This is a genomic window from Nocardiopsis metallicus (assembly GCF_014201115.1).
In the GTDB taxonomy this organism is placed as follows: Bacteria; Actinomycetota; Actinomycetes; order Streptosporangiales; family Streptosporangiaceae; genus Nocardiopsis; species Nocardiopsis metallicus.
On record NZ_JACHDO010000001.1, the window covers coordinates 5090982 to 5113083 of the forward strand.

Here is a 22102-nt window from a genome sequence, read left to right on the forward strand (position 1 = left end):
CCCGCCATGGACACCGTTCGCAGGTTCGCCGCCCTGGCCACCACCCTGGTCCTGCTGGCCGGGTTGCCCTGGCTCGCCACCACCCTCACCTGGCCGGTGATCGATCTCTCCCCGCTCACTTGGGAGGTCCACCTGCGCAGCGCACGTCTCCCTCCCGGGGTCGGCACCGCGGTACTCATCCTCGTGCTGTGGACGGTGTGGGCGCTCTATCTGCTGGTGGTGGCCGCCGAACTCCTGACCCGCCTTGGCCACCGCTCCTCCCTTCAGCTGGGACCGTTGCGCCCCCTCCAACTGCTCGCGGCCACCACCCTGGGCGGTCTCGCGCTCTCGCCGCCCGCCGCGAACGCCGTCGCCCCTGCCGCAGCGGTCGCCGCCGAGCTGCCGAAGGAGGAGGTCGATGAGCAGGAGGACGAGACTTCAGAACAGGCGGTTGCGGAGCCGTTCGTGGTGGAACGCTCCCGGGTGGTCGACGCGTTCGGGTACGACTCGGCGACCCTGACCGAGGCGATGGAACAGGATCTCGCCGACACCGCGGTCCTTATCGACGAGCACGGCGCCCCCGAGTTGCCCGTTGTGGTGACCGGGCACACCGACGCCGCAGGCGACCCCGACTACAACCTCCACCTGTCCGAGCGTCGCGCGAGTGCGGTTGCGGACGTGCTGCGTACGCACTTGGGCGAGGATGCGGTGATCGAGGTCCACGGCGAAGGGGCCCGACATCTGCTCGACACCGACGACGATGCCGAGCAACGCCGGGTGGAGATCACCTACAACGTCGTCGTCACTCCGCCTCGCCCCGAACCCCCGCCCGCCGCCGAACCTCCAACAGGGGACGAGAGCACTGCGGAGGAAGTGGCCCCGGGGGTGGGGCTGGCGTTGCCGGGCGGGCTGGTACTGGCCCTGGCCGCCGGCACCGCGGGCATGGTGGGCGGGATGGTGGTCGAACGCCACCGACACCGCCCACCCGCCCCTGCCGGAGAGCTGGAGGAGCCGGGGGAGCCGGAGGCCGACGACCACCACCAGAGCGCACCCGCAGGACGGGAACCTGTGGAGGAAGCCGCGGTCCCCGGCGAGGATGCGACTCCTCCGGACGGTGGCGATGGCCCCGAGTTGGCCATGATCGACCTGGCCGGGGTCCCGGGCGTCGGCATCACCGGCCCCGGTGCCATCGGCGCCGCCCGCAGCCTCTTGGCCCGCGCCCTGGACCACGCTGAGGACGCGCTGACTGTGGTCGTCCCCGAGGCCGATCTGCGCAGCCTGCTCGGCGGCACTGGGCGCCTCCCACAGTTGGGCGAGGACACTCCGGTGATGGTCACCGAGGACGTTGAAGACGCGTTGACGCTGCTGCACCTCCAGGTGCTGGCCCGCCACCGGGCCGCCGACGAACACGACACCGCCGAAGAACAGGAGAGCGCGCTCGCCGAAGGTCCGCAGTTCGTCCTGGTCGCCGACACCGATCCCACTGTGGCCTCCGAGGTGACTTCTCTGCTCACCCACACCGGCGGAGCCCCGCTCAGCGCGGTCCTGCTCGGACCCTGGCCCCACCCCGACGGCCCGACCCTGACCCTGAACAGCGCGGGCACCATCACCGCGGCCGACCCGCCCCTTGACCACGTGGTGGGCCACCGCTGGCCGACCACCACCAGCACCGCCCTGCACCAGGCTCTGGCGACCCACCACGCACCCGCACACGAGACCCCGCCCTACACCGCCGACACGACGGACCCGGACCCCGCACCCGAACCGGTGCAGGAGGACCCCGTATCAGGGCCTCCACCGGCAGACGCCACGCCCGCCGGGGCGGTGTCGGTGACCGTGCTGGGCCGCATCACCCTGGCCGTCCGCGGCCGCCAGGTCCGCCCCCACCGCCGCACCGCCTCCGAGGTACTGGCCTACCTGGCCGCCCACCCGGCCGGGGTGCGCATGGAGGCCGCCGTGGACGCCATGTGGCCTGCGGAGGCCCCGCACCGCGCCATCCGCCGCTGGCACGACGCCTGCACCGCGGTGCGCACCGCCCTGCGCCCCGACCTGGGAGAGGCGGCGACCTCGGTCATCGTGCACGACGGCGGCGACCTCTACCGGCTCAACCCGGATCTGGTGGTCTGCGACCTGTGGCGTGTCGAGGGCCTGCTGGCCGAGGCGACCACCGCGGACACCGCCGATGCCGCGGTCCTGGTCACCAGCGCCGCCGCCATGGCCGACGGCGATTTCGCCGAGGACACCGACTATCTGTGGGCCGAAGGAGTCCGGACACGTATCCGGTCCGAAATGGTCCGGTCCTTGACCACCCATTCCAAAGAGGTCGATCCCCGGCAGGCGATCTCCATGCTCAACCGGGCCCTCAGGATCGACTCGAACGCCTCAGAAGCCGCCCTGGAATTAGAGCGACGGTACGCTGAAAAAGGCGACCAGAAATCCGCCGAACGCGTACGGAACGCTATTTCTTCGGGTTCGGAAAACGCCGCCGATCGACTCGGGTGAAAAACCTCCGGCCCCTCCGCCCCCTGTGGGGCGGAGGGGATTTCTCGGGTCTGCGTGAGCACCCGCCCTGTGCCGCCCGTCCGGCCCATCGGTGCGCCACCCGCGGCGCCTGTATGACAGGCACCCCCATGCGCACACAAAACCCCAGCTCAGGGCGTTCTCTGGGGTGGTCGGTGGGATGCCCGACAGGTGCCGCAGGCAGCCTCCCTCAAAATCAACGCGGACCCGAGTCGCTGCCCCCGCGTTCCCTGTTCGTCAAATGGCGCCACCATCGACCTATTGTTCACCACGAATTGTCGCCATTCAATGGCATTGCATGATGCAATGCCTTTGCCTTTGCCTTTGCCTTTGCCTTTGCCTTTCTCGGGGTTCCGTTGTTCTCTATGGGCGTGAATTCGCTGCCGGCGGCGCGCCGATAAATGCCGGGCGATTGTGTTTGTGCGAGAGAATTCGGGTATATATCCATTGACCAAGCAAAGCCAATCCCCCCGAGGAGACTCCCGTGTGGTATGGACTCTGGTACGGCGGATACGGATATGCCGTGTCCGACCCGTTCGAAGACGTCGAGAAGTTCCCGAACCTGAACGCCGCGCGCGACGCGTTGCGCGAGCGATTCCGTGACGGCGCGTTCTGGCGCCAGGAATTCGACTTCGTGAACCGCGCCCCGGAAAGCGTCTTCACTCCGGCGGTGAGCGAGAACAGCGAAATTCTGCTGTTCGCCACCCCCGACGGGGGCGCCTACCCGGACCGGCGCGTGTACTTCGGTCCGCGCGGTGGCGTCCACATCGAACGCTGCTGACCCCCAAGGTTCGCGCCGGGGTGCGCGCAATGTGCCCCGGCGCCTCACACCACCGGAATAGGTGACTTTTCATGCGCTGCTATGTTTCGTTCGTCGTGCGCGAGATCCCGCACATGATGACGTCGATGGAATTCGCGCGGTTCGTGTCCGACGTCGAACGCGCCGCGGTTCTCGCGACTCGGGACGTCCGCCACACCACCGGAATCCCGCTCGAAATCGTCCGGACCGAACAGATGATCCACGTGGGTTTGGGCGTCGTCTGGGAATTCGACCACACCCACATCGCGAACGTGCGCGAGGGGCACGTGCGGTTGGTCGCGCTCATGCACGAAACCCTCACCCGGTACACCCGTGCTGTCCACGGTGTCGACCACGTGGACATCCTCGCAATCTACCAAGACGACACCCCCGACACCCCGGAGACCTGAAATGGTGGCGTTCCGTTTCGAGGGGTTCACCGACACCCCCCACACCCTGACCGTGGAACAGCTGGAATACACCCCGTGGGACGGCCAGCGCTGGCGATACGCGCTGTACTGCGGAGAAACACTGATCTTCTCCGGTGACGACATCCGCGGACCTGCCTACGCGACCGAAAACGAGGCAGCGCGCCACCTCATGGGATTTCTGACCCTGCGCCCCGGTGACACCGACGACGAATACTTTGCCGACTACACGCCTGAACAGCGGTTGTGGTGCGAGAAGAACGCCGAATACCTGGCTTCGGTTCTGTACGGAGAGGACGGCGAGGAAATCGCGGACCTGTCCGCCTACCGCGCCGATTGAAACCCCGGGGCGCCGCCACCGGCGGCGCCCCACCCCCGGGGGTGAACAGAGCCCGTAACCACTGCGGGTTGTGTCCACCGACCGGATTCCCGATTCTGTTTCTCCGATTGGACCCGTGATGGCTCCTAGAAAGAAAAACCGACGCCGACAGCTCACCCCCGAACAGCGACAGGAACGCCTGCAAGCGGCGTATGACACCCTGTCCGACGCCGTCGAAAAGCTCACCACCGCCGACGGGTGGCAGCAGATGATCACCCGCCGCGCGTGGCTGCGCCGCTACTCGCTCGGGAACCTGCTCATGATCCTTGCCCAGCGCGAGGACGCCACCGACGTGCGGTCCTACAACGACTGGCGTGCGGCCGGACGCCACGTCCGCAAGGGTGAGCGGGGAATCAGGATCCTCGCCCCGTTGCGCTACCGGGAGCGCGACGAGGACGACACCCCGCTCACGAACCCGGGCGGCGCCCCCCGCTACCGGGTGCGCGGTTTCACGGTCGTGTCGGTGTTCGACATCTCCCAGACCGACGGGCCTCCGCTGCCCGAGGACACCCACGGGCCCCGCCTGTTGGACGGTGCGGCCCCGGCGCGGCTGTGGGATGCCATCGCCGACCAGATCACCGGCCGCGGCTACACGATCGAACGCGACACCACCGCCCCCGCGAACGGGTGGGTGCGGTTCGACACCCGCACCGTGCGGGTGTCGGACACCCTCCCGGACGCGCACGCGGTCAAGACCCTGATTCACGAACTGGCGCACATCTGGTGCGAGCACGACACCCGGGACGTCCCTCGGAAGGTCGGCGAGATCGAAGCCGAATCGGTGGCCTGCCTGGTGTGTTCGCTGGTTGGGCTGGACAGCCTGCCCTATTCGGTGCCCTACGTCGCCGGATGGGCCAAGGACGCCGACACCGCCCGCACCACCGCGGAAAGGGTGCTCACCGTCGCCGACGCCATCGCCGACGCCCTGTCCGCCACCGTCGCGATGCCCGCCCCGGACACCGCCCCCGCCTGACCGCCCCGGGTGGGGCCGGATCCGTGTCCGGCCCCACCTCGCCCCCGGGAGGCGCCTGCCATGGCGTTACTCAGCTTCGAAATCTTCGCCACCCCACCCGAGCATGCATCCCTCGACGTGGCCGCGGACCTGTTCACCCTGCGGCTCGCCCATGCCGAACCCTCCGACGCGCTACAGGTGCTGGATTTCGACGTGGTGGCCGCCGACCCGCTGTTGGTCATCGTGACCTGCCTGACCGCCGACGCCGCCAGAGCGACCGACACCGTCGCCAGCTGGCTGGTCGTCGCGCTTGCGCCCGAGTTCGCGTCCGGCTGGCAGATGCACGCCGGACACACCACCGTCCACCACACCGACAACTGAACTGGAACGGAGCCCCTTTCCATGACCGCCGAAACCCTCGCCACCCGTACCGGGCTGGCGTTCACCACCACCCGCGCGACGCTGGCCGACGCCCTGTCCACGGTCGCCGTCGCGGTGCCCGCCCGCCCGCGGGTGCCCGCCCTGTCCGGCGTCCTGCTCACCGGCGACACCGACGGCACCCTCACCGCGACCGGGTTCGACTACAGCACCGCGATCACCGTCACCGTGCCCGACGTGGTCACCACCCCCGGTCGGGCGCTGCTCACCCACGCCGACCTGTCCGGAGTGCTGGCCGCCACCGCCAAGGGCACCCCCAAGAAGCGCGCTGGCCTGTCGCCGGTCACCGTCACCAGCACCGGTGACGCCACGTTGGAAGTGGACGGGTACACGCTGCCCATCGAAGCCCACGACCCTGACGACTTCCCGACGCTGCCCGCCCCGCCCCCCGACACCGCCACCCTGGGCACCACCGGGTTCGTCGCCGAACTGTCCAGGGTCACCCCCGCCGCGGCCAGCCCCGAATGGTGCTTCCCGACCCTGGAGAACGTCCGCATCACCTGCGACCGGGGCAAGCGGATCGACATGATCGCCACCGACCGCTACCGGATCGCATGGGCGACCCTGACCGCCACCCCCGCCCCCGGCGTGGACGCCTACAGCGACGAGGCGGTGTTGGTCAACGCTCGCCTCTTGGACAGGCTCCGCCGATACCTGACCGGCGACACCCTCACCCTCGCTCTCGGGGACGACCTGTGCGGGCTGACCTGCGGGCCGGTGCGGGTGCTCACCCGCGGCTACAGCGAGAGCGAATACCCCAAGAACATGGCGGACCTGGTGCCCGACCGCGCCCCGGTGACCGTCACCGTCGATCGGGGGTCCCTGGCCCGTGCCACCGACCGGGCTCGGGCGATCCTCACCGCCAAGAAGGAGACGGCCACCCCCATCGCGGTCACCATCGCCGACGGTGCGGTGTCCATCGGTCCGGACCTGTCCGGCGCGGTAGCCCCGGACCTGGACGCCACCACCACCGGCCTCGCCGGTGAGCCGGTGCGGCTGCGGTTCCACCCCCGCTACCTGTCCGACGCGTTGGCGTCCTTCACCGGTCGCACCGCCACCGTGCACCTGACCGCACCGACCAAGCCGGTGGTCGTCACGGACGGCGGTGCCACCCCGGACACCGCCGGTTACCGGCACCTGATCATGCCGATCCGGCCCCGGACCTGACCCCACCGGCCCCATCCCCGACTGTGCGATCCGGGCGGCGAACACGTGAACGGTTCACCGTTCGCCGCCCGGTGACCACGGCCGGACACGGCAGGGCCACCACCAGAAAAAGGAAGAGGAGAAAGGAAAACCACATGTTCACGCTGCCTCACACCGGGATGCAGGTGCCCGACACCCGCATCCGGGTTACCAGCCTGAAGGAAGTCGACCTCGGGACCGGGATCGCCTGGTCGGCGGTGGTGCGAGCCGGGAAGACCAAGCTCGGCACCGTCTCCAACAGCGGCCGCGGCGGGCCCACCGACTTCAACGCCACCACCGACGCCGCGCAGCGCCGGACGGCCGCGTTCGTGGCCGCCTGCCGCGACCGCGACGGTGCGCCCATGGACACCGAGAACGTCATGGAGACCCTGACCGAAGAGTACGAGTGGGCGCGCGACATCGCCAAGGCCGAGAAGAAGGGCCGCTACGTGGTCCGCTACGCCGACGAGCACGGCATGCCCGGCCACTACGAGTTCTCGCTGTCCCGCGGCATCACGCCGCCCGACTACGCCCCCGCGCTGAAGGCCACCGTCCGCCTGAAGCTGCCCGAAGGGGCGGTGCGCGCCGACCTGTGGATGGGTCCCGAACTGGGGTGGGTCGAAATCCGCAGGCCCGCCGACACCACCAACGAGTAGCGCCGGTGCGGCTCCACCGTGGGAGATCTCCCGCGACACAGGGGCGGGGCTGACCTGTAGGCGCAGGTCAGCCCCCTACCGCACCACCCACACCCATGCAATCGCATCGCAGAAACGGAGAGATACGGCATGTCCAGCGTAACCGCGCCCACCGTGGGCGCGCCCGTCCGGTCCGACACCGCCGACCGGCTGACGTGGGGGGAGGAGTCGTGAGCACGCGCGGAGCCATCGCCCGACCCACCACCAACGGCAACTGGCGGGGGCGCTACCACCACGGCGACTCCTACCCCACCCGACTCGGCCGGGAGCTGTTCCAGCTCTACCACGACACCTTCGACGGTGACCACGAGGCCATGACCACGGTGTTGATCGGCGACCACCCGGCCGGGTGGTCCACCGTCATCGCCACCTACTTCCCCTGGCCGTTCGACCGGGAGGCGTTCACCCGGGCCGGATACCGGGGCGTGATGTCGGACGAGCAGGGCCTGTACCCGGCGTGCTACTGCCACGGCGAGCGCGACGAGGACGAGCGGACGCTCACCTGCCGCTGCCCCGATGACACCACCGGATGCGGCCCGGAGTCCATCGAGTGGGCCTACGTGATCACCCCGGACGCCTTGCAGGTGTTCTCTGCCCGGCCCTTCGGGGCGCACGGGCTCATCGCCGTCGTGCCGTGGGAACGCGACAGCGCCCCCGACTGGCAGGAAGCCGAAAGTCGGGCCGTCACCGGTGAGATCCCCGAGGACCTGACCCTCTGACCGCCCGCACCCCTGGGTCCCGCGGTGGGAGATCTCCCACCGCGGGGGCGGGGCTGACCTGTAGGCGCAGGTCAGCACCCGACCCCCACCCCCACACAATCGCATCGCAGACAAGGAGAGACACGGCATGTCCAGCGCACCCGCGCCCATCGCGGGCGCATCCGTGCAGCCCGGCACCCACCAGGTGATGGTGTGGCTGTACCCCGTGGGCCAGCTCGCGCACTTGATCCCGCTGCCGCCCGGTACCGCCCGTGAGTTGGCGGCCCAGCTCAACGCCGCGGCCGACCTCGCCGAGCGGCTGTCCCGGGGGGAGGGGGAGAAGTGAGCACGCGCGGAGCCATCGCCGTCCCCACCGACACCGGATGGCGGGGGCGCTACCACCACTTCGATTCCCGCCCCGCCCAGCTCGGTCACGAACTGTTGCACCTCTACCACCGCACGTTCGACGGTGACCACGAGGCCATGGCCCGGGTGCTGATCGATGACCACCCGGCCGGGTGGGCCAACCTCATCGCCCTCTACTTTCCCTGGCCGGTCGATCAGGAGGAGTTCGCCCGGGTCGGATACGAGGGCGTGATGTCGGACGTCTGGGGCCGCTTCCCAGAGTGCTACTGCCACGGCCAGCACAACGAGGCCACCGACGAGGCCGAGCAGACGCTCACCTGCCGCTGCCCGGACCCCGACACCGACTGCGGCCCGGAGTTCATCGAGTGGGCCTACGTGATCACCCCGCAGGCTCTGCGGGTGTTCTCCTCCCGGCCCTTCGGGGTGCATCGGCTCATCGCCCTCGTGCCCTGGCAGCGCGATAACGCCCCCGACTGGCAGGCCGCGGAGGTCCGCGCCATCACCGGCGAGATCCCCGAGGACCTCACCCTCTGATCCACCCACACCCCCGGGGGCCGCCCCCGAGCAGGGGCGGCCCCCGTCTTTTCGGAGGTCACCTCCCATGGCCACCCATGACCCCAATGTCCTGGCCCACCGCATCGCCGACGCTGTCGATGCCGCCTGGCATCGTGCCCACGGCACCGGCCACCTGGACATCCCCCTCTCAACCGTCGCCGCCCTGTCCCTGCTCACCGTGCCCGCACCCGACCGCCTCATACTGGTCCGCGCCTTGACCCGCGCCGACCGGGAAACCGTGCTCGGGATCGTGGCCGAGCAGTGGCGGTTGTTCGTCAACGCCCGCCCCGACCTCGCCACACCGGTGTTCCCGCTGATGAACGTCTGGCACGGCGACACCCCCGTTCCCGAACAGGCCCAGCAGGGCGCCCACGAGGCGGTGCGGGCCGCCCTCACCGCGGGGCTGTTCGACCTGACCGGCGAGGCCGATCGCCGCTACGACGTGGACGTGTTCGGGGTGCTGCTCACCGTCATGAAGAGCCGCACCGCCAAGGCCGCACACGGGGCGTTCTACACCCCCACCCACATCGCCGACCTGCTCGCCCACCTGACCCTGGCCGAGCCCGGTCCGGTGCCGAGCGTCCACGAACCCGCGATCGGCACCGGCGGGCTGTGGCGCGCCGCCGCACAGGCCCTGCGCGACCACGGCCACGACCCGACCCGCGTGCTGTGGGTGGGCGCCGACATCGACCCGCTGGCGATCGCCTGCGCCGCCGTCAACAGCGTGTTGTGGGGGCTCGGCCCGCGGGTGCTGCTCACCGTCGGCGACACCCTCACCGACGACGTCATCACCCGCGCCCACGCCCAACGCGACGAGGCGTTGCACCTGGCCCGCGAGGTCCGTAAGGCCCGCCGCCTGTTCGCCGCCCTGGACACCCTCACCCACCCCACCCGAAAGAAGGACACCTGATGATCGCCTTGCCGCACACCGGTATCCGCGTCCCCACCACCACCGTGCACGTCCTGGCCGTCCACCAGACCGGGCAGGGCTGCGATGCCCTCCAGATCGCCCCCGTCCACGAAGGCCGCACCCTGCTCGGCTACGCCGTCAACACCGGTGGGGACACCCGGTTCGTCGCCGTCGACCGCCGGGGCGCGTTCATGGTGTGGTCGTTCATCGAGCAGACGAAGATCTTCACCGACCCGGCGTTGAGCGACGCCGACGTGCTCGACCACCTCATTGCCGAACACGACTGGTCCCGGGCGGCGCGCGAGGCCCACACCAAGCGGTGCTACCTGGTGCGGATCCTGAACAGTGACCGGCTCCCGCAGAGCGCCGAGCTGGTCGACCTCGCCGTTCCCTACCCCGACTTCGAGGCGGCGGCCCGGGTTTTGCGTACGCAGCCGCTTCCCGAAGGGGCGGTGCGGATGGAGCTGTGGACCGGCACCATGTGGGAGGTCGTCCACGACCGGCCCACCACCAGGGAGGGCGGATGATCGGCCTGCCGCACACCGGCATGGGCGTCCCCCGTGCCGGTGTGCGCATCACCCAGGTGGAGGACCTCACCACCTTGGTCGACGGCCCCGCCTGGCGCGCCCGCCTCCACGACGGGCCCACCCTGCTCGGATACCTCCTGCAAGACGGCTCAGGAGCCACGGTGTTCGAGCCCGAGGATCCGTCCGCGCGCCGGACCATGGCCGAGTTCACCGCCGGATGCCGCCTGCCGTGGGACCAGGAGAACACCGAGCCGTTGGCGGAGTTCGTCCACGACCTGCTCAAGACCGAACACGACCAAGCCGATGCCGTTGCCGCCGCCCACCGCAGGGGCCACTACCTCATCCGGGCCGCACCGCTGGGGTTCGAGATGTACGACGGCCCGATGATGCTCCCGCTCACCGTGCCCGACGGGGTGTTCCCCGACTACCGGAGCGCTTATGAGGCGGCCCTGCGGGTGGAGCTTCCACCTCGGGTGTTCCGTGCCGAGCTGTGGATGGGCCAGGCCCGGGGGTGGGTGCGGATCCGCCCCGAACCGGGCGTTCATTAAGCGCTACGACCGAACGGGGCCGGGGAGCCTCCCCAGCCCGGATCGTGCGATCGGGTAGGAGGGCCGGGTCGCCCGGCCCTCCCCCCACACCACCGGACATGCGGGCCCGCATCCGGCGGTTCGTCAAACTGATCTCAACCGCTGCCAGGTCGGCTTGAGCATCCGCAGACCAAAGCCCTCCCAGTAGGAGTTGGGCAGCGCCTGCTGAAGGACGACCGAGCCACCGATCCGCCAGTACCCCTTGCTGCTGATCACCCAGTCCCGGGCCACACGATCCGAGATACCGAGCGAGCGCAACATCCGGCGGCGGGTCCTGGCCCGCTTCCATTCCTTCCAACGGACCTGCCGCATCCTGCGGCGGAGCCATTCATCCAACCCCTGGAACACCCTGGGGGTGTCCGCGAGCCGGAAGTAACCCATCCACCCGACGATGAACCGGTTCAACCGGCCGATGCGATACTCCATCGCAACCGACCACCGGCGCGAGGTCAGCTCCCGGATCCGCACCTTCCAGCGCCTGAGCGCCTTGGGATCGACCCGGATACGCACCCCGGCCCGGGTGAAGTAGAAACCGAACCCCAGCAACGTCGCGACGGATGCCGGAACCACCTTCGACTTCTCCCGGTTCACCTTCAGCTTCAACCGCTGCTCGACCACGACCGTGATCGAGTCGAGCACCCTGTGAGCGGCCCGCCTGCTACGCGTGAAGACACGGATGTCATCGGCGTAGCGCACGAACCGGTGACCGCGACGCCACAGCTCCCGATCCAGGTCGTCGAGCATGATGTTGGACAGGACCGGCGAAAGCGGAGACCCCTGCGGGGTCCCCTGCGCGCTCGGCATCTTGACCCCGTCCGCCATGATCCCGGCTTCCAGAAAGGACCGGATCAGTCGCAGCACCCTGCGGTCGTCAACCCTGCGCGCCACCCGGGCCATCAACACATCGTGCTGGACCCGGTCGAAGAACCGGTCCAGGTCGATGTCCACGACCCATCGGTGGCCGTCCTCAATAGCCCGCCGCGCGACCCGCACCGCCTGATGGGCGGACCGGCCGGGACGGAACCCGAACGAAGACCCGGAGAACTCCGGGTCGAAGATCGGGGTGAGGACCTGCGCGATGGCCTGCTGGATCAAACGGTCCAGCACCGTGGGAACACCCAGCATCCGCTCGCCGCCCCCGGGCTTGGGGATCATCACCCGGCGGACCGGCGAGGGCCGGTATCTCCCCGCGTCGAGTTCTTCCCGAACGCCCTCCCAGTGCTCGCGCAGCCATCCCCGCAGATCAGCGGTAGTGACTCCATCCACACCCGGGGCACCCCGGTTGGTCTCGACCCGTTCGAGCGCCGCGGCCAGGTTCGCGCTGGACAGCATTCGCTGCCACAGATCCCCCTGGCCGTGGTGGACATCGTCTCCAGGCCGCGCCGACAGGTCACTACGCTCTACGGCGGTACTCAACGGAAATGCACCGTCCCCTCCCACCGCAGGCCCGCCTTCGGCGGGGTGGCTGCGATCTGTGTGACCAGCACGAGCGGCACCGGTTCCTCTGTCCCATTTGACGTTCGGCCCTTCCCAGCCCACGAGCGATCCCGGCTGGTACTACGACCTCTGCTGACTTCTGCCCGGTCAGCCGCTCCCTTGCGGTCGCGGCCGTCGGCGCGGCGACATACTCAGCACAACCGACACCCGGACAGACCTCCCCAGGTAAGAACAGCTACTTTCCCCCTACGCCTGCCGCATCTACACCCCGGCCGTCTTGGCAGTGACGGGCTTCGCCATCCATGGCTGGCTCACCCCGACCGGACTGCCTTGTATGCGGTTCGTGTTCCTCAGTGCAGGGTTTCGCCTCGGGCTTCCTCCCGACCCCACCTCGCGGTGACGCCGTTGCCTCCGGCTCAGAGTTAGCACTGCCGCTTCCTCTAGAGGACTTCCACCTCCAAGCAACTGCCCATGCTGGGCACACCATGAAGAAGGGCCGGGGGTGACCCCCGGCCCTCGCGGTGTGACCTGCGACCAAGCAAAGCCAAAACCGCTACGTCGAGAATAACCCGATGGCGTACTCGGGTCACCCCCACCGATAGGCGATGTAGCGACCCAGGAACCGGGCCAGGGCGATCGTGCTCACGCAACCCCAGACCAGGGCGGCGAGCCACACCAGCGAGCGGAGGTCGATCTCCCACCTCCAGGACCATGCAACCAGCAGGAGAACTTCGAGGGCAGCGTCATCACAGGTCTCCCGTGGATGAGGGGCGGACGGCGCCCATGAACCGGGGGGTGTAGAACGGGCCGTCCACGGGTTCCACACGGACGGTCTGTCCGCTGGAGGGGGCGTTGGCCATCTGGCCGTCGCCGACGTACATGGTCACGTGGGTGGGCGGGTCCCCGGGGGCGTAGGGGCGGGTGTCGTAGAACAGCAGGTCCCCGGGCTGGAGCCGGTCCAGGGGTACGCGGGTTCCGGCGTTGAACTGGTCGGTGGTCACCCTCGGGATGGCCACCCCGGCGGCCTCCCACGCGCGCATGGTCAGCCCGGAGCAGTCGAACCCGTCCGGCCCCGTCCCGCCCCACACATACGGTTTGCCGACCTGGTCCAGCGCCCACTGAGCCGCGGTGCGTCCGGCCTCGCTGCCCGGACCGCCGCCGATGCCGGTGCCGGGGTGGGCGGCGGTGTAGGCGTCGATCTCGGCCAGGACGTCGTCCACATACCAATCCGCGTGGTTGTAGCGGAACAGGGCGTCTTCGAGGTCCTCGCGGTCGGTGAAGTCCACCTGCTGGTCGGGGTGGCTGGCGCACAGCTCCACCGCCGTCGCCGCCACCGAGTCGAACACGTTGTGCGGGTCCGCTCGCCCGTCGCCGTTGCCGTCGACACCGTAGTCGTCCCAGTTCGCCGGGAGGTGTTGGGTCACCCCGACCGCGGCGTCATAGACGGTATCCCCGTCCCACACACCGCCATCGGTGTCGTAGTGGGGGGTGAGGTTGCCGCCCACACCGCTGCCGTCCAGGACGGGTCCGACCACGGGCGGGTCGGTGTCCCCGGTGGGGGAGATCGTGCTCCCGGCCGCGTGGTCGGATTCGACCGCGCCGATGCCGGCGAGGATCTGCCAGCGCATCCCGGTGCACTGCGGGTACTCGGCGTCCAGAGCGCGGGCCCCTGCGAGATAGGCGTCCAGCAGTACCGGATGGATGCCGTCCACCTGATCGGGTGCGGCCCCTCGGTGGGGGTCCTCCACCAGGGCGCCGAGCAGGGACACGGCCAGGCCGATCGTGAGTGGGACAGCGATGAGCGCGCACCCGCAGCCGAGCGGGTTACCCATCACCGTCCTCCTCCCACCCCGGGAGGGGCGGCTGCACCACCGCCTCCCCGGGGGTCAGCTCCGAGAGCCGGAATCGCTGCCCGCTGGGGTCGTTGAACAGCGCCCACACGGCATCGGCGGGATGGGACCCGTGGACCGCCGTCGCGGCGGCCACGGGCGCGCGGGGGATGCGGGTGCGCAGGTTCCGCTCCCTGGCGGTGGTGGGCACCCACAAAAGGACCACGCCGCGGTGACTGGTCACTCGCCGCAGCTCGGCGTACGCATCCAGCTTCTCGGCCAGACGGCGCAGGGGTTCGGCGCCAGTGTCGTACTCCAGGTAGAAGGAGGTGGTGCGGCCGTCCTCGGTCCAGGTTCCGGCGGCGTCGGGGCGCACGATGTCCCCCCCACCGGGCCTCGCACTCGGCGGCGGTCTGCCACCGCAGCCGGGTGGTGTGGCGGCGGGTGTGGGCGGCCAAGGCCACGAACACGTCATTGGTGCCGACGGTGTGGTTGAGGCTGGCCCGGTAGGCCAACGCGAGAGCGCGGTCGCGCCGGTATCCCAGCTCCCGCACCGTGGTCCCCTGGCGGGCGGCGAGGAGTTCGGCGCCGGGGGCGTCGAGCACGTAGTGCCAGGGCGCGGAACCGGTGGGGGTCCAGGGCCGGAACCGGTCCAGTGCCCGCAGCCGGTACAGGGACGCCAGGCGCTGTTTGGCGGTGCTGTAGGAGTCGAAGAACAGCGCGGCGAGCTGGTGGGTGGTGAAGGTGCGGTGCTCCCAGACCAGGCGCATGATCTCCACGTCCCGCGGGGTGACCCTGCGGATGAGGTGCCGCAGGACGTCGGGGGAGGAGCGGGGGCGGGGGAGCGGACGGTGGTCGGGGCGGGGACGGGTGGTGCGCACAGCGTGCTCCTTCGGACGGTTTTCACTGGTGGACGTGGACGCGGGCTGTTTTGCGCACGGCGGTGGCCCGCCCTTTGATCGGGGGCGGGAGGGGGCGGGTGCGCAGGGTGAACGCGGGGGTGAGGGCACCGTGGTGGACCAGCCGGGCCCCGGCCTGGAACGCGGCCAGGTGCGACAGGTCGTGCTCGCCCAGATGGGGCCGCACGTGGCGGGCCAGCACCCGGGCGTCCTCGGGGGAGACATCGAAGAAGACCTTGTTGCGGGCGTTGGCAGAGATGGCCTCCCGCAGGTCCCGGGGCAGCTGGGCCAGATCCTGGTGAGCGAGCACCATCCCGGCCCCATAAGCGCGCGCCTCGGCGAGCATGTCCCCGATCCCGTAGGGCAGGGTCAGGAAGTTCTGGCATTCGTCCAGGTAGATCGCCAGGTCGGCGCGGTCGGATTCGGCCTGCCGGGCCCTGGCCAGGACCGCGTTCCACACCTGCGAGAGCAGCAGCGACCCCAGCAGCGAGGAGGTGTCCTCGCCCAGGACGCCTTTGGGCAGGCGGGCGATGACCACCCCGCTGTTGTCCAGGTGGGCGCGCAGGTCCAAGCCGCGGTCGGTGGCCGCCAGCAGATCCCGCGCGAACCCCCGCAGCAACACCGAGCGGAGTTTGTTCATCAGGGGGGCGATGGCGTGCGACCGGGCCGGACCGGACTGCTCATCGAACCACTGCCAGAAACCCTGGAGGACCGGGTCGGTGACCTGGGCGACGGTACGTGCCCGGAACGAGGCGTTCTCCAGCAGGCGGGGGATGTTGGCGAGCCCGGCGTCGGGGGTCCCGGCCAGGGTCAGGCAGGCCGAGCGCAGGATGTCCTCGGTCCTTGGCCCCCAGGAGTCGGCGAAGATCCGCTTGAAGATCCCCGTGATGGTGTCCGCACTGCGCCCCTGGTCGTTGACGGCGAGCGGGTTCAACGCCGGTGGGGGAGCGTTGTCGTCGGGGTCGATGAGCACGACCCGCTCGATCGCCTCCTCGGGCATCCGCGACAGCAGCAGGGTGGACTCGCCCTTGGGTTCGATGAACACCACCCCGCGCCCCTTGGCGATGTCGTCCAGGGCCATGTTCAGCAGCAGCGAGGTCTTACCGGTACCGGTGCCGCCGATGATGTGGGTGTGGTGGCGGGCGTCGGCGGCGCGCTGGCCGATCACCCGGCCGGGTCCGGCATCGGAGGTGCCCAGCACCCGCGCATCGGGGTCATCGCCCGCCAAACCGGGCGGTGGGGGAACCGGTTTGGCGGGTGCGCGCTCCAGCCCCGGAACGGCCTCGTCCAGCGGCAGGTGTGCCACGGCGGCCAGCTCGGCGACCGAGAGCAGGTCCCCGCGGCGCAGGAACCTGAGTTCGGCGAGGCGGTCGGCCACCAGGGGGGTGCGGCGGCGCCGGTAGTGGTTGTAGGCGCTGAACGCACTGAACGCCCCGGTGATCGCGTGGATGCGGCCCCTGCGCCGCTGATGTTCGCTCGGACTGCTGCCCGGGGTGGTGACCAGGTGGCGGACCACCGTTTCCAGGCGAGGGCGCACGCTCTTGGCCAAAATGGCGCGGATCTCCCCGGACACCTCCGGGCGCAGCGCCGCCCACCCGGCCGCGCCGCGTCCGCCACCGGGGGTGAGGGTGTCGAACACCCGCGAGGTCACGCTGTGGGAGGACCGCAGGTTTGCGGCCGCCTGATTGGCCCGATGCAGGCGCACCCCGGTGACCGGGCGGGCGATGACCTGCACCAGGATCGTCTCCCCCTCGGCGGGGGAGGCCGCGGCGCCGATCAGCCCCCGCAGAGGATCCTCTTCGTGGGAGGTGGCCAGGGGGTAGTGGTCGGGGCGGGCCAGCCGCAGCATCCCACCCCGCCCCACACCCGTGAAGGACGCGGCATCGGCGGGGGAGGTGGTGGTCGACGCGCCGGGCCAGGTGGCCTCCACCGCCCGGCTCACCATCCGGGGCGGCAGACCGCCGGGCACCCACACCCGGATGCGCAGCCCGGCCTGGTCGATGACGTACTCCCACGCCACCTGTGGCTGCCCGAACAGCGCCCGTTTCCAGGCGGGGCGCAGCAGGCCGAGCATCTGCGTCCAGAACGCTTCTGCGTGGTGGATCTCCGCAGTCGGCGGGGGCAGGATCTCCACCACCTGCGCCCCGTGCGCCCAGTGGCGGTGGCGCACCCACACCAGACACCGCTTGCTGGCGATCAGGCCCGCCCACACCACCGGCACCCACCACCAGGGCAGCACCGCGGCGCCGACGATCCCGGCCAGGGTGGTGAACACACCGAGCACCCCGTCCAGGTCGGAGAGCACGCTCACAGCCACTCCTCCTCGTCCTCCTCCAAGCCCGGGCCCGTGGGCGCGGGCGTGTGCTCGGCGGAGAGTTCGGCGGGGTTGGTGGTGACCAGGGCGTGTTCGGTGTCGCTGGCCACCACCCGGTAGGCCACCCGCAGATCCGAACCGCTGCACAGCAGCGCATCCCCGGGGGAGGCGGTGAGCAGGTACTGCTTCTCCCCGTCGGACAGGGAGAACGCTTCGGCGACCCGGTCGATGGCCTGGGGAGCCTGCCGCATCAGAATCTGGGTGCCGGCGTTGGCGATGATCGCCTGCCCCAGGTCGCTGCCGAGCACATCGGCGGCGTCCTGAGTGGCGACGGTCAACCCGGCCCACCTTTTCCGAGCGGCCTTGGCCAGCCGGAAGAGGAACCTCGCCCCTTCGGGCTCCTGCATGAGGGTCCAGGCCTCGTCCACCAGGATCAGCCGCGGGTGGGTGGGGGTGGCCTCGGCCACGGTCCGCCAGATCGAATCCAGCGCCAGCACGGTGCCCACAGCTTTCAGCTCGTCGGGAAGCCGGCGCAGGCTCCACGACACCAGGTGTCCCTCCGGGCGGCGGGTGGTCGGCGCGCTGAACAGCTCCGCATAGGACCCGGTGACGAACGGCGCGAGCTGAACAGCCAGATCCTGGGCGTGCTCGTCGGGGACCTCGGCCAGGGTGGCTGCCAGGTCCTTCAGCAGCGGCGCGGGACGGGACCAAGTGGTCTCATCGGCGGTGATCCCGGCGGCCCGGTAGGTGGCCACCACCGCCCGATCCAGCGCCGCCCTCTGCCGTGCGGGCAGGGCCCCGCCGAGCATCACCCCGAGCAGGGTGTGCAGGAACAGCGCCCGCCTGCTGACGGCATCGCGCCGTGCACCGCTGTCCACGGCGAGGTCGAGCGGGTTGAGATGGACACCCGGTGAGCCGAGACGGATGACGGTACCGCCCACGGCCTTCGTGAGGCGGGTGTACTCGTCCTCCGGGTCGATGACGGCGGCGGTGACCCCCGCATACAGGGACCGCAGCAGGTCCACCTTGCAGAAGTAGGACTTGCCCGCACCGCTACGGGCCAGGACGACCGAGTTGTAGTTGTCCTGGCTCCACCGGTCCCACACCACCACCCCTGAGGAGGAGGCGTTGAGGCCGTAGAGGATCGCCCGCTCGCTGGTCTGCACCGCCAGATCCGGGGACGCGAACGGGTAGGCGGCGGCCAGGGCGGGGGTGTCCATGGCACGCCGCTGCTCCAGCAGATCCACCCCCACCGGCAGCGAGGACACCCAGCCCTGGAGCTGGCGGTAGGAAGCGGGGCGAAGGTCCACCAGCATCGAGGAACACAAAGTCCTGATGTGGTCGGTCTCCTCGGCCAGCTCCTCCTCGGTACGGGCGTGCACCACCAGGTAGAGCCCGACCCGGAAGAGCTTTCCTTCGCCCCTGGCCAGGGAAGCGGCCATCTCCCGGGCGTCCTCGGCGGCGACCTCCGCCTCGAAATCCTCCAGCTTGCCCTTCTCCGCCATGGTTCGGGAGGAGGCCTCCAGGCGGGACATCTGTCGGCGCAGCCGGTCGGCGGCGGTCTGGGCGGGGATCGGTTCGATGTGCAGCGACACGTCCAGCCGTCCCGGGTAGGTGAGCAGCGGCTCCAGCCATGCCTCGCCGACTTCGGCCGGGTACCCGGTCACCGCCCATGCCGCGCTGACCCCGGAACCGACACGGATATGGCGTACTCCGACCTCGACTTCGGCGTCCACCGGGCCAGGGCCGCGCTTTGAGCGGGTGGCGGCAGTGCTCTCATCCTTCTTCTTCCACGCGAACATCAGCCCTCTTCACCTCCTCCTGTGGGTCCGGTGATCACCGCATCCGTAGGCGCCAGCGCTTCGGGCGGGCCGTGGCGGCCAGCGGGGTCGGCGGCCGAGACCAACACCGCGTGCACCTCCGGTCCGGTGAGCAGACGTGCCAGGGTCCCGGCGGCGGCCAGCACCCGCACCGCGTCCTCGGCACGCCGCCGCACGGTCGCCGCCGCCCGAGAGATGTCACCGGCATCGCGCACCACCACCAGCACCTGCCGCCGCAGCAGGGACTGCGAACGGGCGAGCGCGGCCAAGTGGTCGGCGTGGTCCCGCGCGGCAGCCTCCAGCGCCGGATGCGGCAACCCCGGCGCCGCCTGATCAAGCGAGTCCACCAAAGGGTCCAGGCGAATGGACTCGGCGCGGATCACGATCTGCACCGGGGCGGTGAGGGAGTTGAGGAAGGAGGCGAACCCGGACACGAGCCCGGCCTGCTCGGCGGGGGTGCGCAGGGAGAAACTCACCGTCGTGCAGGCCACCACGGCGGCGCAGCCATGTTCGCCCAGGTCCACCACACCGTCATCACCGATCGCGTGGACCGGCAGATCCCACGGGGACGGGAGCCGCGGCGTGTCGGCACGAACCCACGACGGCACAGGCAACGCCCCTGCGATGCCGCTGGCCCGGCGTTTAGGGGAACGGGCGAAGCGCACTGCGGCGAGCAGCAGCCGGTCCAGGCTCAGCCCGTCCCTTTGCACCAGAGCGGCGGCGGTCGCCGCGCCCATCACCGGGACGGCGGCCACGGCGATCGCCAGCGGATGCACCAGATGGCCGAGGCCCTGGTAGAGGGCCCACAGCAGGATGCCCGGGGCGCCGATGATGACCAGCTGTCGGGCGGTGAGCCCGGCCAGGATCTTGTCTTCGCGTTCTATGTCGGCGGGCATGCGCACACGCGCCATTACGACCTCCTCGGGCGGTTCGGGGACGGGGGATCGAACAGGGCAGGCTGGACCGGGCGCCTGCGGGGCGGCGGCAGGCGGCGGGCCTGCGGCAGCGGCTCTTGCCGCGGCACCGGCTCACGCCACTGCGGCAACGCGTCCTGCCGCCAGTGCGTGGGTCGGGGCGGGGACAGCGGGGGCTGGAAGTAGCGGCGCCGCTCCCGTAAACGGGCCTGAGCGCGGCGGTCGATCTGCCGGTCAATCCCCGGTAGCGGATCTTGTCGGTAGGGGAGGTTGCCGTCGAAGTTCGGTAGCTCCGGCTGCACCCACACCCGGGCACGTCGCGGGGCTGGTGCCGGGGGCGCGGGGACGGTCGCCGCACGCCCCGAGGCCGAGGCGGCCCGGGTGGCCTTCGCCGCCCGTGCCGTGGCGAGGGCCTTGCCGATGTTGCGGAAGATCAGCAGGGCGGCCACGGTCTTGACCGCGCGGACCACGGGGGAGGATTGCAGGTTGAACACCTGCTTGAACGCCCAGAACGGGATGCGTACCAGGACGTACAGGCACACGATGAGCAGCAGGACATCGAGGATGTTCCCGACCGCTTGGGCCAGGTCGCCCAGGGCGCTCTCGCGCCCCAGGAACACGGTGACCATGATCCGCAGCACCAGCGCCTGGCCGACCTGGATCGCCAGCAGCGCGGCCATGGACCGCCACCACATGCGGGCGAGACCGTCGGTCTGGGGCAGGGCGTGGCAGGCCAGCGCGAGCGGGGCCACCGCGGTCAGCAGCCACCACAGCAGGATCCGCAGCAGCAGCGCGAGCACGAAGAAGAACCACAACAGCGACGCGACGAGCATCAGCAGCACGATGGTCAGCAGCTCGCCGACGGGGTCGCCCAGGATCCGTCCCACACTGGACGAGAGGTTCTCCACGGTCGCGGCCCCGTCCATCATGTTCACCGAGATGCCGTTGCCCAGCTCCCGCATCAGGTCGGTGAGCAGGTAGGAGGCGTTGGCGCCGACGAACCCCAACACCAGGCGGGGAAGGATCTCTTTCAGGGCGGTGGAGGTCTGGACGGTCTGGTAGCTCATCACCAGCACCCCGGCGGCGACCACCGCGAGCACGTACAGCGCGTTCGCCACCGTCTGGGAGGTCTCCCACGCCTGCCGGATCCCGTCGGTGGGCGGGGGAGTGAACAGGGCGGGCAGCACCGCCAGGGTCAGGGCGGTGTTGATCAGGTCGGCGATCAGCCCGACCACCCACAGGTACACCCCGACGGTGATCCGGCAGGAGTAGTCGACCAGCCCGCACTCCTCGGGATCGGTGGGCGGAGGATCAGAAGGGGGCGCCACCTCCACCGGCACCACGGCGGCGTGCGCCGGGACGGCAGTGCTCGCCAGCACCACCAGGACCACGAGGACGGGCACACCGGCCCGGAGCGGGGTCACGACAGCCCCACGAATCCCCGCAGGATCTCCACCAGGATCGGGGCCAGGACCGCGACCAAGTAGCCCAGCGCGCTGTACTTCAGGGTGTCCTTGGCCTTGTTGACCTCGCCGGGGTCGCCGCCGGCCAGCAGGTAACGCAACCCGCCGACGGTGAGCAGCAGGGTCGCGAACGCCACCAGAAGGCCGACGATCCAGTTGCGGATGTTGGTGATGACGGTGTCCAGATCGGTGACACCGGGGTCGGTCTCCTGCGCCCACCCCGCCGACGCCAGGGCGATGAGCAGAGCGGCGGCGAGCAGGGGCGTGGCCGCTGCACGGGCCAGCGCACGGGCGGGGGTTCGAGGACGTGTCGGCACCAGAGCACCTCCCAAAAAGGGGTGGCGGGCGGCGGGGCCTTCTCCTTTCCACAGGTGGATCGGTGAGGGTGAGGCGAACCGACCACCCCGC

General features: G+C 70.3%; 22 protein-coding genes and 1 pseudogene. 14 read left to right on the forward strand and 9 right to left on the reverse strand.

Annotated features, from left to right (window positions below; genetic code table 11):
- The first annotated feature begins 6 nt into the window (after positions 1-6).
- From HNR07_RS22305 to HNR07_RS22370, 14 genes are all read left to right on the forward strand, one after another.
- Positions 7-2481, forward strand: coding sequence for an OmpA family protein (locus HNR07_RS22305; protein ID WP_026115254.1), 2475 nt, complete (start codon positions 7-9; stop codon positions 2479-2481).
- A gap of 541 nt (positions 2482-3022) precedes the next feature.
- Entirely contained in the window at positions 3023-3280 is a 258-nt protein-coding gene (locus HNR07_RS22310) for a hypothetical protein (protein WP_017567532.1), read from the forward strand.
- Positions 3281-3351: 71 nt separating this feature from the next.
- The gene (locus HNR07_RS22315; protein ID WP_017567531.1) at positions 3352-3708 is read left to right on the forward strand and encodes a hypothetical protein; all 357 of its coding nucleotides are present in this window, start codon (positions 3352-3354) and stop codon (positions 3706-3708) included.
- A 52-nt stretch (positions 3709-3760) separates the two neighbouring features.
- Entirely contained in the window at positions 3761-4066 is a 306-nt protein-coding gene (locus HNR07_RS22320) for a hypothetical protein (protein WP_312893938.1), read from the forward strand.
- A gap of 118 nt (positions 4067-4184) precedes the next feature.
- Positions 4185-5078 carry an ArdC-like ssDNA-binding domain-containing protein gene (locus HNR07_RS22325; RefSeq protein ID WP_246420452.1) on the forward strand — a complete coding sequence of 298 codons (894 nt, stop codon included), beginning with the start codon at positions 4185-4187 and terminating at the stop codon, positions 5076-5078.
- A 60-nt stretch (positions 5079-5138) separates the two neighbouring features.
- Positions 5139-5438 carry a hypothetical protein gene (locus tag HNR07_RS35665; protein WP_017567528.1) on the forward strand — a complete coding sequence of 100 codons (300 nt, stop codon included), beginning with the start codon at positions 5139-5141 and terminating at the stop codon, positions 5436-5438.
- Between the two features lie 21 nt (positions 5439-5459).
- Positions 5460-6662 (forward strand): DNA polymerase III subunit beta, encoded by a 1203-nt coding sequence (locus tag HNR07_RS22335; protein WP_017567527.1) that lies wholly within the window; start codon positions 5460-5462, stop codon positions 6660-6662.
- 134 nt (positions 6663-6796) lie between these two features.
- Positions 6797-7336, forward strand: coding sequence for a hypothetical protein (locus HNR07_RS22340; protein WP_017567526.1), 540 nt, complete (start codon positions 6797-6799; stop codon positions 7334-7336).
- A gap of 209 nt (positions 7337-7545) precedes the next feature.
- Positions 7546-8094 (forward strand): hypothetical protein, encoded by a 549-nt coding sequence (locus HNR07_RS22345; RefSeq protein WP_017567525.1) that lies wholly within the window; start codon positions 7546-7548, stop codon positions 8092-8094.
- A 127-nt stretch (positions 8095-8221) separates the two neighbouring features.
- Positions 8222-8419 (forward strand): hypothetical protein, encoded by a 198-nt coding sequence (locus tag HNR07_RS22350; protein WP_184366655.1) that lies wholly within the window; start codon positions 8222-8224, stop codon positions 8417-8419.
- Positions 8416-8973, forward strand: coding sequence for a hypothetical protein (locus HNR07_RS22355; RefSeq protein WP_017567523.1), 558 nt, complete (start codon positions 8416-8418; stop codon positions 8971-8973). The genes HNR07_RS22350 and HNR07_RS22355 overlap by 4 nt, the downstream gene beginning before the upstream one ends.
- 67 nt (positions 8974-9040) lie before the next feature.
- Positions 9041-9904 (forward strand): N-6 DNA methylase, encoded by an 864-nt coding sequence (locus HNR07_RS22360; RefSeq protein WP_017567522.1) that lies wholly within the window; start codon positions 9041-9043, stop codon positions 9902-9904.
- Positions 9904-10431 carry a hypothetical protein gene (locus tag HNR07_RS22365; RefSeq protein ID WP_017567521.1) on the forward strand — a complete coding sequence of 176 codons (528 nt, stop codon included), beginning with the start codon at positions 9904-9906 and terminating at the stop codon, positions 10429-10431. The genes HNR07_RS22360 and HNR07_RS22365 overlap by 1 nt, the downstream gene beginning before the upstream one ends.
- On the forward strand, positions 10428-10979 hold the full coding sequence (locus HNR07_RS22370; RefSeq protein ID WP_017567520.1) for a hypothetical protein: 552 nt from the start codon (positions 10428-10430) through the stop codon (positions 10977-10979). The genes HNR07_RS22365 and HNR07_RS22370 overlap by 4 nt, the downstream gene beginning before the upstream one ends.
- Before the next feature lie 123 nt (positions 10980-11102).
- Here HNR07_RS22370 and ltrA read toward each other — a convergent pair whose 3' ends face one another.
- The 9 genes and pseudogenes from ltrA to HNR07_RS22410 all read right to left on the reverse strand — a co-directional run bounded on the left by ltrA (position 11103) and on the right by HNR07_RS22410 (position 22011).
- Positions 11103-12350, reverse strand: coding sequence for a group II intron reverse transcriptase/maturase (gene ltrA, locus HNR07_RS22375; RefSeq protein ID WP_184361336.1), 1248 nt, complete (start codon positions 12348-12350; stop codon positions 11103-11105).
- Between the two features lie 851 nt (positions 12351-13201).
- Positions 13202-14287, reverse strand: a complete 1086-nt coding sequence (locus HNR07_RS22380; RefSeq protein WP_017567518.1) for a C40 family peptidase — start codon at positions 14285-14287, stop codon at positions 13202-13204.
- Positions 14280-14660: a replication-relaxation family protein gene (locus tag HNR07_RS36165; RefSeq protein WP_376769937.1), complete on the reverse strand. Its 381-nt coding sequence runs from the start codon at positions 14658-14660 to the stop codon at positions 14280-14282. Before HNR07_RS36165 ends, HNR07_RS22380 begins: the two co-directional genes overlap by 8 nt.
- A 79-nt stretch (positions 14661-14739) precedes the next feature.
- Positions 14740-15054: pseudogene (locus HNR07_RS36170) on the reverse strand (replication-relaxation family protein); the annotation flags it as partial.
- A 133-nt stretch (positions 15055-15187) separates the two neighbouring features.
- The gene (locus HNR07_RS22390) at positions 15188-17494 is read right to left on the reverse strand and encodes a type IV secretory system conjugative DNA transfer family protein (RefSeq protein ID WP_184366656.1); all 2307 of its coding nucleotides are present in this window, start codon (positions 17492-17494) and stop codon (positions 15188-15190) included.
- On the reverse strand, positions 17491-19299 hold the full coding sequence (locus tag HNR07_RS22395; protein WP_184366657.1) for a VirB4 family type IV secretion system protein: 1809 nt from the start codon (positions 19297-19299) through the stop codon (positions 17491-17493). Before HNR07_RS22395 ends, HNR07_RS22390 begins: the two co-directional genes overlap by 4 nt.
- Positions 19299-20228, reverse strand: a complete 930-nt coding sequence (locus HNR07_RS22400) for a PrgI family protein (RefSeq protein ID WP_017567514.1) — start codon at positions 20226-20228, stop codon at positions 19299-19301. Before HNR07_RS22400 ends, HNR07_RS22395 begins: the two co-directional genes overlap by 1 nt.
- Complete coding sequence (locus HNR07_RS22405; RefSeq protein WP_026115253.1) at positions 20228-21655, reverse strand: hypothetical protein; 1428 nt, start codon at positions 21653-21655, stop codon at positions 20228-20230. Before HNR07_RS22405 ends, HNR07_RS22400 begins: the two co-directional genes overlap by 1 nt.
- On the reverse strand, positions 21652-22011 hold the full coding sequence (locus HNR07_RS22410) for a pilin (protein ID WP_184366658.1): 360 nt from the start codon (positions 22009-22011) through the stop codon (positions 21652-21654). The genes HNR07_RS22405 and HNR07_RS22410 overlap by 4 nt, the downstream gene beginning before the upstream one ends.
- Positions 22012-22102 lie beyond the last annotated feature (91 nt).

Bases quoted from the DNA above. Each gene is read 5' to 3' on its own strand.
- HNR07_RS22360 (WP_017567522.1), top strand. From the start codon at position 9,041: ATGGCCACCCATGACCCCAATGTCCTGGCCCACCGCATCGCCGACGCT.
- HNR07_RS22365 (WP_017567521.1), top strand. From the start codon at position 9,904: ATGATCGCCTTGCCGCACACCGGTATCCGCGTCCCCACCACCACCGTG.
- HNR07_RS22350 (WP_184366655.1), top strand. From the start codon at position 8,222: ATGTCCAGCGCACCCGCGCCCATCGCGGGCGCATCCGTGCAGCCCGGC.
- HNR07_RS22380 (WP_017567518.1), bottom strand. From the start codon at position 14,287: ATGGGTAACCCGCTCGGCTGCGGGTGCGCGCTCATCGCTGTCCCACTC.
- HNR07_RS22335 (WP_017567527.1), top strand. From the start codon at position 5,460: ATGACCGCCGAAACCCTCGCCACCCGTACCGGGCTGGCGTTCACCACC.
- HNR07_RS22325 (WP_246420452.1), top strand. From the start codon at position 4,185: ATGGCTCCTAGAAAGAAAAACCGACGCCGACAGCTCACCCCCGAACAG.
- HNR07_RS35665 (WP_017567528.1), top strand. From the start codon at position 5,139: ATGGCGTTACTCAGCTTCGAAATCTTCGCCACCCCACCCGAGCATGCA.
- HNR07_RS22315 (WP_017567531.1), top strand. From the start codon at position 3,352: ATGCGCTGCTATGTTTCGTTCGTCGTGCGCGAGATCCCGCACATGATG.
- HNR07_RS22370 (WP_017567520.1), top strand. From the start codon at position 10,428: ATGATCGGCCTGCCGCACACCGGCATGGGCGTCCCCCGTGCCGGTGTG.
- HNR07_RS22305 (WP_026115254.1), top strand. From the start codon at position 7: ATGGACACCGTTCGCAGGTTCGCCGCCCTGGCCACCACCCTGGTCCTG.
- HNR07_RS22395 (WP_184366657.1), bottom strand. From the start codon at position 19,299: ATGTTCGCGTGGAAGAAGAAGGATGAGAGCACTGCCGCCACCCGCTCA.
- HNR07_RS22340 (WP_017567526.1), top strand. From the start codon at position 6,797: ATGTTCACGCTGCCTCACACCGGGATGCAGGTGCCCGACACCCGCATC.
- HNR07_RS22400 (WP_017567514.1), bottom strand. From the start codon at position 20,228: ATGGCGCGTGTGCGCATGCCCGCCGACATAGAACGCGAAGACAAGATC.
- ltrA (WP_184361336.1), bottom strand. From the start codon at position 12,350: ATGCTGTCCAGCGCGAACCTGGCCGCGGCGCTCGAACGGGTCGAGACC.